The sequence below is a fragment of the Nocardioides marmoriginsengisoli genome (assembly GCF_003725695.1).
Classification (GTDB): domain Bacteria; phylum Actinomycetota; class Actinomycetes; order Propionibacteriales; family Nocardioidaceae; genus Marmoricola; species Marmoricola marmoriginsengisoli.
Window position 1 is genome coordinate 618,177 of sequence record NZ_RJSE01000007.1, and the last position, 13,706, is coordinate 631,882.

The 13,706-nt window shown below is 66.7% G+C and carries 14 protein-coding genes; 11 read left to right on the top strand and 3 right to left on the bottom strand.

Annotated elements, in window-relative coordinates; all coding sequences use genetic code 11:
• The first annotated feature begins 34 nt into the window (after window positions 1-34).
• From EFK50_RS11485 to EFK50_RS11535, 11 genes are all read left to right on the top strand, one after another.
• Entirely contained in the window at window positions 35-1,543 is a 1,509-nt protein-coding gene (locus EFK50_RS11485; RefSeq protein WP_123227686.1) for a class F sortase, read from the top strand.
• Window positions 1,544-1,776: 233 nt separating this feature from the next.
• Window positions 1,777-2,133, top strand: coding sequence for a type II secretion system protein (locus EFK50_RS22815; RefSeq protein ID WP_123227687.1), 357 nt, complete (start codon window positions 1,777-1,779; stop codon window positions 2,131-2,133).
• A gap of 80 nt (window positions 2,134-2,213) precedes the next feature.
• Window positions 2,214-3,311, top strand: coding sequence for a type IV pilus twitching motility protein PilT (locus EFK50_RS11495; protein ID WP_281274020.1), 1,098 nt, complete (start codon window positions 2,214-2,216; stop codon window positions 3,309-3,311).
• A gap of 19 nt (window positions 3,312-3,330) precedes the next feature.
• Window positions 3,331-5,073, top strand: a complete 1,743-nt coding sequence (locus EFK50_RS11500) for a GspE/PulE family protein (protein ID WP_123227688.1) — start codon at window positions 3,331-3,333, stop codon at window positions 5,071-5,073.
• A 2-nt stretch (window positions 5,074-5,075) separates the two neighbouring features.
• On the top strand, window positions 5,076-6,281 hold the full coding sequence (locus tag EFK50_RS11505) for a type II secretion system F family protein (protein WP_123227689.1): 1,206 nt from the start codon (window positions 5,076-5,078) through the stop codon (window positions 6,279-6,281).
• Window positions 6,281-6,778: a prepilin-type N-terminal cleavage/methylation domain-containing protein gene (locus EFK50_RS11510; RefSeq protein ID WP_123227690.1), complete on the top strand. Its 498-nt coding sequence runs from the start codon at window positions 6,281-6,283 to the stop codon at window positions 6,776-6,778. The genes EFK50_RS11505 and EFK50_RS11510 overlap by 1 nt, the downstream gene beginning before the upstream one ends.
• Complete coding sequence (locus tag EFK50_RS11515) at window positions 6,772-7,449, top strand: PulJ/GspJ family protein (RefSeq protein WP_123227691.1); 678 nt, start codon at window positions 6,772-6,774, stop codon at window positions 7,447-7,449. The genes EFK50_RS11510 and EFK50_RS11515 overlap by 7 nt, the downstream gene beginning before the upstream one ends.
• A 35-nt stretch (window positions 7,450-7,484) precedes the next feature.
• Window positions 7,485-9,665, top strand: coding sequence for a hypothetical protein (locus tag EFK50_RS11520; protein WP_148046128.1), 2,181 nt, complete (start codon window positions 7,485-7,487; stop codon window positions 9,663-9,665).
• A 53-nt stretch (window positions 9,666-9,718) separates the two neighbouring features.
• A complete protein-coding gene (locus tag EFK50_RS11525; protein ID WP_281274040.1) occupies window positions 9,719-10,453 on the top strand; it encodes a prepilin peptidase in 735 nt (244 codons plus the stop codon).
• A 369-nt stretch (window positions 10,454-10,822) separates the two neighbouring features.
• Window positions 10,823-11,347 carry an imm11 family protein gene (locus EFK50_RS11530; RefSeq protein WP_342772424.1) on the top strand — a complete coding sequence of 175 codons (525 nt, stop codon included), beginning with the start codon at window positions 10,823-10,825 and terminating at the stop codon, window positions 11,345-11,347.
• 77 nt (window positions 11,348-11,424) lie between these two features.
• Window positions 11,425-11,859: a hypothetical protein gene (locus EFK50_RS11535; RefSeq protein WP_148046130.1), complete on the top strand. Its 435-nt coding sequence runs from the start codon at window positions 11,425-11,427 to the stop codon at window positions 11,857-11,859.
• Window positions 11,860-11,917: 58 nt separating this feature from the next.
• Here EFK50_RS11535 and EFK50_RS22200 read toward each other — a convergent pair whose 3' ends face one another.
• From EFK50_RS22200 to EFK50_RS11545, 3 genes are all read right to left on the bottom strand, one after another.
• The gene (locus tag EFK50_RS22200) at window positions 11,918-12,094 is read right to left on the bottom strand and encodes a hypothetical protein (RefSeq protein WP_183407779.1); all 177 of its coding nucleotides are present in this window, start codon (window positions 12,092-12,094) and stop codon (window positions 11,918-11,920) included.
• 162 nt (window positions 12,095-12,256) lie between these two features.
• Entirely contained in the window at window positions 12,257-13,024 is a 768-nt protein-coding gene (locus tag EFK50_RS11540; RefSeq protein WP_123227696.1) for a hypothetical protein, read from the bottom strand.
• Window positions 13,021-13,572 carry an RNA polymerase sigma factor gene (locus tag EFK50_RS11545; RefSeq protein ID WP_123227697.1) on the bottom strand — a complete coding sequence of 184 codons (552 nt, stop codon included), beginning with the start codon at window positions 13,570-13,572 and terminating at the stop codon, window positions 13,021-13,023. Before EFK50_RS11545 ends, EFK50_RS11540 begins: the two co-directional genes overlap by 4 nt.
• Between the last annotated feature and the right edge of the window lie 134 nt (window positions 13,573-13,706).

The following is a 13,706-nucleotide window of genomic DNA, read 5'->3' on the forward strand; positions in this document are numbered from 1 at the left end:
GCATTTGACGCGGCGGCGGGAGGATCCTGAGGACATGGAGAAGGAGCCGCTGCCGCTGGGCGACTGGAACCGTCCCCTCAGCGCGCTCGATCGGGTCCGGCAGGAGGACGAGCCGGAGGAGCCCTGGGACTGGGACCCCGAGTCGACCGAGTCCGCCCCAGGGGCGGAGCCGGCTGCTCCCGGTCCGGCGGTCGTGCGCTCCGCGGCCGCGATCTGGGCCTGGGTCCCGGACAAGCCACCGGTAGCCCCGCAGGAGGAGGCGGCGCCTCCCGCCGTCGAGCCTGAGCCGACGCCCAAGCGCGTCTCCAAGCGCAGGGCGAAGGCCGCGCCCGAGCAGGATCCGGCGCTCGTTCCCGAGACCATCTCGGCGTGGAAGTGGGAGGCGGATCCCGCGCCCGCGCCTGCGCTCGTAGCCGAGCCGGCTCCGGAGCCCGAGCCGAAGCGCCGGTGGTGGAGCAAGGCGGCGCCGGCGCCCGAGGTCGTGCTGGCGCCAGCTCCCGAGGTCGTGCTGGAGCGCGAGGTCGCTCCGACCGCCGAGCCGGAGATCGCTCCGACACCCAGGTCGAAGCGGAAGCGCAAGCCGGAGCCCGAGCCGGCGGCGGAGCCTGTTGCCGAGCCCAAGCGGAAGCGGAAGGCGAAGGCGGAGCCTGCGCCCGAGCCGGTCGCGGAGCCTGTTGCCGAGCCCAAGCGGAAGCGGAAGTCCAAGGCCGAACCCGCTCCCGAACCGACCCCGGAGGTCGTGGGCAAACGCCGCCGTGGTCGGAAGAACGTGGTGGTCCCCGACTGGGAGTCCCTCGAGCCCGAGCCGGTGGCGGAGCCCGACGCTCCGGCCTCACGGCGCCGTCGTACGGTCAAGATCGCGGCGGTCGTCTTCGTGGTCGGGGTGTGCGCGACCCTGCCCTGGGCGGTCCCGCAGATCCCGGACCTGTTCGCCAAGGCGGTCCCGGAGCCGACCAGCTCACCGCACCCGACCGACCCGAAGATCGACCCGCCGAGCTCGCCGACCGCGACGGTGACCGGCAACCCGACCCTGCTCGGGACCCGGCTGAAGTCGGCGGGCAAGCCCCTCGAGCTCTGGGTTCCGCGGCTGAAGGTCCGCTCCGAGGTGGTCCCGATCAGCGGCCAGTCCGGCGAGTTGCTTCCCCCGGACGACCCGCAGATCCTCGGCTGGTGGCAGGAGGGCCGGTACGCCGGCGCCGGGCACGGATCGGTCGTCATCACCGGCCACACCGTGAACGGAGGCGGGGGAGCCTTCGACCACCTCGGCGAGCTGGTCCCCGGCGACAAGATCCGGGTGCGGACCGAGGCCGGATCGATCCGGTACGTCGTCCAGCAGTCCCGGGACGTGTCGGTCGACAAGCTGGCTCGGACCGCCGAGGAGATCTTCCGGCAGTCGGGCGACGGCCGGCTGGTGCTGATCACCTGCAGCGACTTCAACGGCGAGGTGTACCTGTCGAATTCGGTCGTCTACGCGACCCCGGTGAAGGACGAGCCGAACAAGCCCGTCGAGTCCCTTAGGGATTACCAGGAGATAAGGCAATAGCGAGTATCGATTCTGTGTCCCAATTGTCGCTTTCTCGAATATTCTGGCGCGTATTCGACGGCGTCGGAATGAGTTCAGCGCACCCGGGTCCAGAAGTGTCACACCCCGGGGTGCGCGGCCTAGACCGGATTTCCGACATGTCCGATTCGAGTGACTGCGAACCACGGGTGTCGTTAGCGTTTTCCTCTTACTCCCGCAGCACTTGAGCTGCACCAAACAGTCTGGAGACAACCATGCTCAGAAGTGCTGTGAACCGGGCCCGCGCGGGCCGTCGGGACGAGGCCGGCTTCACCCTCATCGAGTTGCTGATCGTCATCGTGATCCTGGGCATCCTGGCCGGCATCGTCGTGTTCTCGGTCGCCGGAATCACGGACAAGGGTGACAAGGCGGCGTGCAAGTCCACGATCGCGAGCATCGACACCGCGTACGAGGCGGCTTACGCGCAGGGCACTGCGACGAGCACTGCGGTCAACGTGTCGACCCTGGGCGCGTTCTTCCACGGTGGCACCGCGCCGACGACCGTGAAGAACGGCGCGGGCACGACAGTGACCCTGACGACTGTCGCCGCCGCCGACGCGATCGTCTGCTGATCCGCTGAACGACCGGAGGGCCGCCGTCTCTGCGGCGGCCCTCCCTTCAGTATCAATCGAGACCAGGCCTTGGGGGCTTCGTGTTCCATCACCTGCACCGCATCGGAGACCGGGTAGACCGGCTGCTGGAAGCACTCTGGAACACCCGCGGGACCGACTTGATGCTGACAGTTGGCCTCCCTCCGATGACGCGAGTCGACGGGGAGTTGCGGCCCATCGAGGGCGAGGCCGTGCTCACCCCCGCGGAGACCGACGGGTTACTCGCTGAGGTGTTGACCCAGGAGCAGAGCGACGCCTGGAGCACCCAGCACGAGTACGACTTCTCCTTCTCGTGGCGCGAGCATGCCCGAATCCGCGGCAACGCCTTCACCCAGCGCGGGATGACTGCCGTGGCTCTGCGGATGATTCCGCGTCAGATCCCGAGCCCTGATGAGCTCGGCCTCCCTGCTGTGCTCCGCGAGCTGTCGATGACCCACCAGGGCCTGATCCTGATGACCGGCCCGACCGGCTCCGGCAAGTCCACCACTCTCGCCTCGCTCGTCGACCTGATCAACACCAACCGCGCTTGCCACATCATCACGGTCGAGGACCCGATCGAGTACGTCCACGACCACAAGAGGTCCGCCGTCAACCAGCGCGAGGTCGGCACCGACACGGGCTCCTTCCACAAGGCGCTCCGATCCGTTCTCCGTGAAGACCCGGACGTGCTGCTCGTCGGTGAGATGCGCGACCTGGAGTCGATCGCCTTCGCTCTCACTGTCGCCGAGACCGGCCACCTGGTCTTCGCGACCCTGCACACCAACGACACCGCCCAATCGCTGGGCCGGATGATCGACGTCTTCCCGGCCGAGCAGCAGGCCCAGATCCGGGTCCAGCTCGCCTCGGCACTGAGCTGCGTGGTGTACCAGCGATTGATTCCGAAGATCGGCGGCGGGATGACCGCGGCGTACGAGATCCTGGTGGCGACCCCGGCGGTGCGCAACCTGATCAAGGAAGGCAAGACGCACCAGCTGCGCAACTCGCTGGTGACCGGGTCGCGGGAAGGCATGGTGACGCTCGAGCAGTCCCTGTCGACGCTGGTCCAGGCCGGGATCGTGACCGAGGAGGATGCGACTGCGCGCAGCCTCTACCCGAAGGACATCGAATCCAGGCCGCGCCTCGCAGCGGGCCTCGGCTAGTGGATCAGGACGGCAGCCGATGAGACTGAAGCGACGCAACCGGATCGAGGAAGGCCCCGTCGAGCCGACCCGCGCAGAGCGGGACCAGCGGTTGGCTGGAGTCCTCGTGGCGGCGGGCAAGGTCGGCCAGGCGGAGCTCGACCAGGCGCTGGTGGCCCCGAGCTCCGGTGGTCTGGCCGACCTGCTGATCAGTCGCGGCGCGATCAGCGACATGGAGCTGGCCGCGGCCGTGGCAGGCCACTACGAGGTCCCGGTGCTCGACTTCCGGGACCTCACTCCGGAACCGGAGGCAGTCGCGACCCTGACGCCTGAGCGTGCGGCCGAGCTCGAAGCCCTGCCGATCTCGGTGAACCCCGAGACCGACGCCCTGGCCGTGGCGGTTCGGGACGCCTCTCCCGAGCACCTGGAGACGATCGCCCGTGCTGTCGGCCGACCGGTGATCGGTGTGGTCGCCACCCGACGGGATCTGCAGAGGGCCCTTGGCACCGCCTACAGCGCCACCAAGGACGTCGGCGGTCAGGTCAAGGAGTTCGAGGCCCGGGACGCGCTGCGCCTGGAGGCCTCCCGGCTGGAGAACGCCAGTGCCAGTGACGAGGCGCCGGTGGTCCGGGTGGTGCAGATGATCATCACCCAGGGCCTGCGGGACCGCGCCTCGGACATCCACATCGAACCTTTCGGGGATCGGGTTCGGGTCCGGTACCGGATCGATGGCGCCCTCAACGAGGTGCTGGACCTGCCCGGCTCGATCGGTCCGGCGATCGTGAGCCGGGTGAAGATCCTGGCCGAGCTGAACATCGTCGAGCGCCGGCGCTCCCAGGACGGTCAGATCAGCATGGCGGTCGAGGGCCGTGACGTGGACATCCGGGTCGCCACGACGGCGGTCGTGGGCGGCGAGAAGGTGGTGCTGCGGCTGCTCGACAAGAGCCGCCCGCTCTTCAAGCTTGAGCAGCTCGGCATGCCCGCCGACACGGCCGAGCGGTACAGCGCGCTGATCCGGTCGCCGTACGGGATGGTGATCTGTGCCGGACCGACCGGGGGTGGCAAGACCACCACGCTGTACGCGTCCCTGGGTGAGCTGAACAGCGCGGACCGCAACATCATGACGATCGAGGACCCGGTCGAGTACACCTTCGACTCGATCAACCAGATCCAGATCAACGAGCAGGCCGGGGTCACCTTCGCCGACGGTCTGAAGGCGATCCTGCGGCAGGATCCGGACGTGATCCTGGTTGGCGAGGTGCGTGACGTCGACACCGCGCGGATCGCGGTGCAGTCCGCCCTGACCGGCCACTTCGTGCTCTCGTCGCTGCACGCCACCGAGGCCGTGTCGGCGCTGTACCGGTTGCTCGACATGGGGATCGAGCCGTTCCTGATCGCCTCCTCGGTGACAGCGGTGGTCTCGCAGCGACTGGTTCGGCGCAGCTGCACCTCGTGCCTGGAGACCTACAAGCCGTCTCCGGACGAGCTGGACTTCCTGCACACCTTCGGCGGGCGTGAACCGGTTGGCGGGTTCAAGCACGGTGTCGGCTGCAACTTCTGCGCGCACACCGGCTACCTGGAGCGGATCGGCGTCTACGAGTTGCTGGCGGTCACCGACGACGTGCGCGAGATGATCGTCGACCGGGTGCCGCACGACGAGATGCGCAAGCTCGCGATCAGCCAGGGCATGAGCACGCTGCAGGAACAGGCTGTCCGGTTGGTCATGGACGGCACCACCACCGCCTCCGAAGTCATGCGCTCCATCTACGTCGCAGGAGTCTGACGATGCCCAAGTACGCCTACAGCGGGACCACCCTGGATGGGGCACCCGTCAAGGGCACTGAGAAAGCCAGTAGTCGAGCCGACGCCGAGCTCGCGCTCTACGAGCGCGAGCTCCGTGACCTGAAGGTCACCGAGAAGACCAGCTTCCTGCAGATGGAGATCACCGGGCCGCGGATCACCAAGGCCGAGGTGATGCACATGTCCCGGCAGATGGCCGCGTTCCTCCGGGCCGGGTTGCCGATTCTGGACGCCGTGCACTCGATCGGTGCCGAGTCCGAGAACTCGTCGGTCCGGCGGATGATGAACGACATCGAGGACGGCCTCCGCACCGGCGAGCGGTTCTCCGACTGCCTGGAGCGCCACCAGAAGGTGTTCCCGAGCTACTACCGCGGGATCGTCCGATCGGCCGAGCTGACCGGTGAGCTCGACACGGTGCTGGCCAGGCTCGCGCTCTACCTGGAGCGCGATCTTGAGGCCCGCCGCAAGATCAAGTCGGCGCTGACCTATCCGATCGTCATCGCCGCGATGTCGTGCGTCACTGTCGTCGTCCTCGCTGTCTACGTGCTGCCGAAGTTCAAGGCATTCTTCAGCGATCTCAACGCCGACCTGCCGTTGCCTACCCGGATGCTGCTCGGATTCACCGATTTCCTCGGTGACTACTGGTGGGCACTGGCTGGCGGTGCCGCGCTACTGGTGCTGGCCGGATGGACGGTCTTGCGGTTCGAGCGGGGGCGCTATGCCCGCGACGCCTTCCTGCTGAAGGTCCCGGTGCTCGGCGAGACCATCCAGTACTCGCTGGTCGAGCGGTTCTGCCGCGTCCTCGGCTCGATGGTCGGTGCCGGGGTGAACCTTCCCGAGGCTCTCGTCGTGACGATCGAGTCCCTCCAGAACCGGGTCTACGCGAAGAGACTGGGTGAGGTCGGCGAGGCCATGCTCGAGGGCCAGGGCATCGCTACGCCGCTGGCGCGGACCCAGCTCTTCCCGGGCGCCGCCACCCAGATGCTCCGGGTTGGTGAGGAAACCGGCTCGCTGGACTCGCAGCTCGAGGTCACCGCGGCGTACTACGAAGTCGAGCTCGACTACAAGATCAAGAAGCTCACGGCGATCTTCGAGCCGATGGTCATCGTCGTCATGGGCCTGATCGTGGGCTTTGTCGCGGTTGCTCTCGTGTCCGCGATGTACGGGATCTTCAATCAGGTCGACGTCTGATGCTTGCGACCCTGAGGCGAGATCAGCGTGGGGAGACCTTGGTAGAGGTCCTCGTCACCGTGGTGATTCTCGGCCTCGCCGGTACGGCGATCATGGGAGCCGTTGCCCTCTCTGCTCGTGCGTCGGACCTGAACCGAAAGCAGGCGACCGCCGGATCCTATGTCCGCGGAGTGGTCGAAACCGTGCAGAACTACGTGGCCGCTGGTGGATACCAGACCTGCGGGGCTGCAGGCGTCTATGCGACCTACCTCAACAACAATCCCGCACTGGTGGACCTGCCCCCGGGCTACACGCTCACCCAGCCAGCCAAGGTGGATACCTGGGACGGGACCACCTCGACGTGGTCGACGTGCGCTAGTGCCGCGTCGGACTACGGGGTGCAGCGCGTGCGATTCCAGCTGCTGAAGGCCGGAACCGATGGCCGACCTGACTCGGTCGAGTCGTTGTACGTGATCCTGCGCAAGCCGTGCTCAGGAAGCGTGCCGACGCCATGCTGAACGACCGACGACGTAACGAGGACGGGTTCACCCTGGTCGAGCTCCTGATCACGACCGTCATCGTGGGCACCATCATCGGCGCCCTCGCCGGCATCCTGATCCAGTACTTCAGGGTCAGCACGAACACGCAGTCGCGGTTGAGCGAGACGACGGACCAGCAGTTCGTCTCCGCCTACTGGCAGCAGGACGTCAGCAGCTTGGGCCTCCGCGGCTACACGCCGGCGAACGCCGGCGACCAGTTCCCGGTCAGGCAATCGGCCTGGACCGGCTCTGCGCCCTCAGGGGTTCCTGCGGGCTGCGTGAACGGGCTGACGGGCACGGTGGTGGTGGGATTCGTCTGGAACGACTATCCGATCGGGAACCCCTCAGCAACCGCATTCGATGCCACGGTCAACGGTGTCGTCTACACGGCTCAGCAAGTCGGTGCCCAGTGGGAGCTCACCAGGGTGCGGTGCAGCAGCACGGCGGCGGCGAAGTCGAACGTGATCGCGCACCGGCTCACGGAACGACCCACCGCGACGTGCCTCAACTCTGCCAACGTCGTGGTCCAGTGCTCTTCGACGTCGCCGCTGCCTGCCGTGGTGAAGCTGGCCATGAGTGTCAAAGACCTCACCAACGCCGACTCGACGGGCTACACCAGCACGCTGATCGCTCAACGGAGGCAAGGATGATCGCGAACAGAAGGCGCTCCGACGACGGGGCCGTCTTGATCCTCGCGCTGCTGGTGATCACGACCGTTGCGGTGGTCACCATGGCTCTACTGACGAGGGGGCAGGGGAACTTCAAGACGACCGTCGCATTGCGGTCGGTGGCGGCCAGTGCCTATGCGGCAGATGCCGCAGCTCAGGTAGCCATCACCAATCTCGAACTGGGTGCGGCTTCGACGAACAAGACGATGCCCAACAAGTTCTTCCCGAGCCAGAGCCCTGCTTGGGTCTACAACGGCTACCTCGACGGAACCGGATGCTTCGGTTGGAACGAGGCGAGCGCACCTCATACAGCTCGTAACTCGTTCGTCATGAGCAATCTCTACCCCAAGACCGGGAGCCAGACAGCGGCGGCATCCGCTCGCGTCGACTGCACCTTGGTCGACGGGTCGGGCATCTTCGGCACGGGACCGGGCGCCGGGGTGGATTCCGGGAACGGACGCGCGCTGACCATTGTCGGTACCGCCTCGAGCGACGAGCTCAACGTCTCCGCGAAGTCCGGAGACTTCTTGGTCAGGGGTGGCATTCAGTCCGCCGCGAAGATGACCACGAACGGGCTCTTCACCAACAGCTCCGTGCAAGCCAGGTCGTGCTCTTCAGGAACTGCGGCAAACGTACAAAGTACCCCGGCAGTGGACTGCAACTACACCGGGGCCGTCACCGAGCCGAGCGGTATCACCAACCCGATCTCCTCCTTGCCCACGACGCTCCGCACGAAGAACGGCACCGTGCAGCACGACACGGGGGACTCGTGCAAGTTCCAGCCGGGCTACTACGACGACGCAGACGCACTGACGAGCGCCACGGACGACTGCGCGACCTCCGTCTTCACACCGGGTCTGTACTACTTCGATTTCCACAACGACTCCACCGACAAGATGGCCAACGAGTTCGTGATGAATGACGCATCACCCTCGACCTCCGGAGGAAGCGTGTGGACGATCAGCAGGACCGTGATCGGCGGGACGCTTTCCAGTGACTCGGTCGTTCCGGGCAGGTGCGTCAGCCCGCTCGTCAGTCCTAGTGCGTCCGGAGTGCAGTTCGTCTTCGGCGGGACCAGTCGCATGTACGTTCCGATGAACGGGTCGGTCGAGCTCTGTGGCTCCTACAACGGTGGTGCGCCGCCCGTGGTGATCTACGGCCTGACGAGCGGAGACACCAACGCGCCCGATGAGCAGTTGAACCTGCCGATGACCGCTGCCGCGACCACGGGGTCCAACCCGACCTTCACAGGGAACCCGAACTCGGCGTCCCTTCTGTCCAGCATCGCCACTGCGAGCGACAGCAATGCGGCGACCTGGGAGGCCGGGAACTCGAACAGCGACGTCAAGCTGAAGCTGACGGGTTTCGATGCAGCGGCCATTCCTGACGGTTCGATCCTCCAGAGCGCGACGCTCAAGATCGTCAACAGAACCACGGGTCTCGGGACCGCCACCTACGACCTGACGGTGGCCTCCGACGGAGCGCCGGACACCACCGGGACGATCCCGAAGAACGCAAGTTATGCCCCGAACACCTTCGATGTGACGAGCACGCTGAGCAAGGCCGTGCACGACGGCACGCTCGGGTCCGACCCGACCGTGACGATCGCGAAGACGAAGTTGAAGAACGTGAAGCTGGAGATCGACAAGGTCAGCCTGGACATCTCCTACATCACGCCCACGCTGCGCGGCCAGATCGATGACGCGGTCGTCGCTGGCAAGACCAACTGCGTCGCCACGCCGTCCTCGTCGTCCGTGCCGGGTGCTGATTCCTGCGAGTTCGTCTCGACCAAGACGAACGGCAATCCGAAGGCCACCTTCGTGATCCAGGGCCTGACCTACGCGCCGAAGGCGTCGTTCTACCTCAACCTGGCGAACAACGCATCGAGCGACGGACTGATCGCGCTCAAGTACGGCCTGGTCGCACGGAGCTTGAACTCGTCGGGATGGCCGAACTACACCTTCGCGGATCCTGTGGTCTCGATCCCGGACTCCGGGCCCGGTTTCGGGTCGAACGTGTCGATCGTCGACCTCAAGGTCTCGGTCTGCCCCTCGAGCGCTACCTGCAGTACGGGCGGGACACTGGCGCTGACCGTGCGGGTTCGGATCACAGATCCGCCGATCACAGATCCGTTCAACCCTCCGACACTGTCGGGTGCCCGCAAGGTCGACATCATGTCCTGGAGTGAGCAGCGCTGACCGCCGACCACGCGGAGGTCGTCGTCTACGCCGTCCTCTCCGGCCTGCTCGGCCTGGCCATCGGCTCGTTCCTCAACGTGGTCGCCTACCGCGTCCCGCGAGGCGAGTCGATCGTCAGCCCGCCGTCGGCGTGCCCGCGCTGCGGGACCCCGATCCGGAACCGGCACAACGTCCCGGCGCTCGGCTGGCTGCTGCTGCGCGGGAGATGCTTCGACTGCCACGAGCCGATCAGCCCGCGCTACCCGCTGGTCGAGCTCGGCACCGGGCTGGCGTTCGCGGCGGTCGCGGTCCGGTTCGCCGACGAGCCGCGGCTGCTGCCGGCGTACCTGGCCTTCACCGCGATCGGGATCGCGCTGGCGTTGATCGACCTGGATGTGCGCCGGCTGCCGGACGTGATCGTGCTGCCGTCGTACCCGGTGCTGTTGGCGCTGCTCGCGATCGACGCGGACGGGCACGCCCTCCTGCGAGCCCTCTACGCCGGCGCAGCGCTGTTCGCGTTCTACTTCCTGATCGCGATGGCCTCACCCGGGAGCATGGGCTTCGGGGACGTGAAGCTCTCCGGCGTGATCGGCGGCGTGCTCGGCTACCTGTCCTGGGGTGCGCTGCTGACCGGGGCCTTCCTGGGCTTCGTCCTGGGTGCGCTGGTCGGCGTGCTGCTACTGGCGGTCGGGAAGGCGGGCCGGAAGACGGCGGTGCCGTTCGGGCCGTTCATGCTGGTCGGGGCGTGGGTCGCGATCCTCGGGGCCAGTGGACTCGGGGAAGCGTACTTGCGATCTCTCGGGGCTTGATGGTCGAGCAACGTTGCTCATGTTGCTCGACGAGATTGATACTCCGATGTGACGCGGCATTGCCATCCGCATTCGCTGCGCCTGTGCCCAGCCCTAGGAAAGCCTTGGGGTCGCCAGAAGTCGACTGCGTCTGCGCATCTCTGCTGGGAGGCGCGAAGTTCGGCGAGCGTTGATCGTTGCTGGCACTCGCGAATCTTCGGGAATGGCTGAAGAAGGGTTGTGTTCAGATCAACGCCGCGGGGGTGGTCAAAGACCGGCGTGGGCCGATTGTCCGGGCTTCGTGAGGGACCACTTCGCTAGGTTTGGAATCGCTATCACCCTGCCTAGACCTCCGGAGACTCCATGACGAGGCCAACTGCTGTCTTCCGAATGTCGCCGCAGTCGGATCAGCAGAATCCTGGGCTAGCCGTTGGACACCCCCTGAACGAGGGAGTCGATTGGAGGGCATTCACTCGATATGCCCGTGACGGAGACCCGTCGAACCCTGAACCGTGGAAGTTCTTCGTGAAGACCAACGGTCCCTTGGATACGGTTTGGCCCGGTTCTGAGCCGGTAGTTTCGACAAGGTTGCGTTCCGTGCTCGAACCTTTGGTGGGGCACGCTGCACAGTTCCTTCCGGTCACGATCAACGACGACACGTTCTGGGTGATCAAGGTCAATCTCGTTGTAGACGCATTGGATCTGGAGCGCACGGAGTTCTTCCGCAGCGATGGAGCGATCCATGAATTCGAGAAGCCAGTTTGGATCGGCAATCGGATCGAGAGTCCAGCGCTCTTCCGCATTCCAATGCATGAGTTCAGGCACAAGTTCTTCGCGACTGCCGAGGTCAAGGAGGCCTACGAGGCCTCGGGATGTGGCGGCATGAGGTTCTGGTTCCCGGGTGAAGTGATCTGACAGTGTCTGGCGACAACAGAATCTACGAATCCACCGCAGGCGACGGTCTGGGTAGCGACTCGGGCATCATCGCAGTCGTGGACGCGCACGACCTCGATGGGTTTCTAGAGGAGTCACGACGGGGATGGGACGGCACTGATCTCCTGCCGACCGGCGGGTTGTTCACGACGCAAGGCGCGTTGATCAGCGTTGGTGGCGCGGACGTCTTCGCCTGGCGAGCCATGGGAACCAGCGTCGAGGTGACTGAGTTGGAGATCGCACTTGACGACGATGAGACCACCAATTGGAAGTCGCTAGGAGTAGTGCCGACTCGGAAGGGGATCCTCCTGGTCGGAGGGCCTGAGGCCCTGGTTCATTACGTTCCGTGCCCGCCGAATCGGCCGGTAGATGTCCAGAGCATGTGGCTCGCGTTGACCGTTCGACCGGGACTTGTAGAGCTTGTTCTCGGAACCAGTCGTGCGTCTGAGTACCCAACCAGTTTGAAACTGGTACACCGCAACGTGTCGTACTGATCTTCGAAGCGCCCATCGGGGCGGTGCGGGCGTCTCGGCGTCCGAGCTCCGGGAGTCCTTAGCGCTGCTCGAAGCAGAGCAGGCAGGAGTGCGGGTTGTGCTGGATGTTCGCGCGGTGCAGGCGGTCGCAGTGCCCGAACAGGTCGGCGAGCTCGCGCTCCGCGGCGGCGATCGCGGTCAGGGCAATCGGGGCCTCGAGGTCCTCGGGCCCGGTGTAGCTGGCTACTGCGCTCATGGGGTTCCCTCCCGCTGGCAATCTCCTGGTGCCTCGTCGTCCAGTGACGAGCCACTTCAGGATGCCATAAAACGGACAAAAGGGATACGAAGTTCGACCGAAAAGGGCAAAGGCGGCGACCCCCGTTGCCTGCCGCCGCCTTGGGGCCCGTGGCCCAAACCGTCAGCCGGCAGGCGTGGTCGTCGTCTGGGTGGCGTGCGGGTGCGGCTTCTTGGTCTGCTTGACCTTCTTGGTGGGCTGCGTCGGGTGCGGCTTCTTCGTCGGCTCCGCGCCCGCGGACTCCGACGGGTCCGTGTCCGGGCCGATCAGCCCGTCGCAGTACGCGCCGATCTGCTCCTTGCCGCCCGCAGCGGCCGCCAGAGCGCTGAACGCCGGGTTGTCGAGCGCCTTGCCCGGGTTGTCCGCGACGCCCGCCTGATAGGCGTTGCAGAGGCCCTTGAGGGACGGTGACGGGGCCGTGGTCGCCTTCGGGCCGGACGGCGAGGAGGTCTTGGTCGGCTTGCCCGGCGCCGGCTTGTCGCTCGGGCGTCCCGGCGCCTTCTTGCCCGGCGTGTGGGTCGCGTGCGCGGGCGGCTTCGGCTTCGGGTCGTCGTTCTTCTGGCCGGGCAGGTGGCCGGTACTGGCCGCGAAGGCGACCCCGCCGCCAGCGAGCAGGACCGCGGTGCCGGCGGCGACCGCCACCTTCGCGGCCGCGAGCCGGGCCAGGGTGGCCTGGAGCAGGCTGCGTCGTACCGGGGCTGCGACCGGGCTGAGCTGCACGGTGCGGAACATCGCGACCGTGTCGGCCTCGCGGTTGAGCTCGAAGTTGGTCGGCGGCGCGGTGGCCGCGTCCAGGATCTTGTCGACGGACGCCGTACCGGACGCGCCGGTTCGGTCCAGGGCGCGCTCTGCCGCACGGCGGCTCAGGCGCTTCTCACGTCGGGTAGTCATCTCAACTCCTCAGCGGTTGAGGGACCGGATTTGTCACCGGGCGGGCGCGCGGCCCGCTTGGCGAGCGTGCGCAGGCCCCGGTACGCCGCCGTACGGACGGCGCCCGGGCTGCGGCCGAGGATCTTGCCCGCTGCCTTCGCGTCGAGCCCCATCACGGCCCGCAGGAGCACGGCCTCGGCCTGCTCGGGCGGCAGCGAGCCGATCAGCTCGATCGCGTCCGCGGTGGAGAGGATCTCGGCCACGGCCGACTCGACGTCCTCGAGCGTCGGGCGGTCCGGGAAGTCCTCGATCGGTCCGGCCGTGACCGGTCGCCGGCCCTTGGTGCGCAGGTGGTCCAGCGCGCGGTGCCGGCCGATCGTGGTGACCCAGCCGCGGAACCCGTCGGCGTCGCCGGAGAACTTCGCCAGGTCACGGCAGACGTGCGCCCAGGTGTCCGAGGAGACGTCCTCGGCGTCGTTCTGGCCGACCAGGGCGCTCAGGTAGCGCACCAGGCGTGGCTGGATGCTGCGGTACATGATCCGGAACGCCTCGTCGTCGCCGCGCAACATGCGTTGCACGACGTCATCATGCGGGTCTTCGGCGCGGGCCACAGGGCCGTTTCTACGCCATCGAGCGTCCGGTGCGCCGCAGAACCGCGATGTCTCGGCGCGAATCACATGAAGAACGCCCCATCAGCTTCTGG

What these genes read in the sequence shown, in the direction of transcription:
- EFK50_RS11485 (WP_123227686.1), top strand. Translation starts at nt 35, where the DNA reads ATGGAGAAGGAGCCGCTGCCGCTGGGCGACTGGAACCGTCCCCTCAGC.
- EFK50_RS22815 (WP_123227687.1), top strand. Translation starts at nt 1,777, where the DNA reads ATGCTCAGAAGTGCTGTGAACCGGGCCCGCGCGGGCCGTCGGGACGAG.
- EFK50_RS11500 (WP_123227688.1), top strand. Translation starts at nt 3,331, where the DNA reads ATGAGACTGAAGCGACGCAACCGGATCGAGGAAGGCCCCGTCGAGCCG.
- EFK50_RS11505 (WP_123227689.1), top strand. Translation starts at nt 5,076, where the DNA reads ATGCCCAAGTACGCCTACAGCGGGACCACCCTGGATGGGGCACCCGTC.
- EFK50_RS11510 (WP_123227690.1), top strand. Translation starts at nt 6,281, where the DNA reads ATGCTTGCGACCCTGAGGCGAGATCAGCGTGGGGAGACCTTGGTAGAG.
- EFK50_RS11515 (WP_123227691.1), top strand. Translation starts at nt 6,772, where the DNA reads ATGCTGAACGACCGACGACGTAACGAGGACGGGTTCACCCTGGTCGAG.
- EFK50_RS11530 (WP_342772424.1), top strand. Translation starts at nt 10,823, where the DNA reads ATGTCGCCGCAGTCGGATCAGCAGAATCCTGGGCTAGCCGTTGGACAC.
- EFK50_RS22200 (WP_183407779.1), bottom strand. Translation starts at nt 12,094, where the DNA reads ATGAGCGCAGTAGCCAGCTACACCGGGCCCGAGGACCTCGAGGCCCCG.
- EFK50_RS11540 (WP_123227696.1), bottom strand. Translation starts at nt 13,024, where the DNA reads ATGACTACCCGACGTGAGAAGCGCCTGAGCCGCCGTGCGGCAGAGCGC.
- EFK50_RS11545 (WP_123227697.1), bottom strand. Translation starts at nt 13,572, where the DNA reads ATGTTGCGCGGCGACGACGAGGCGTTCCGGATCATGTACCGCAGCATC.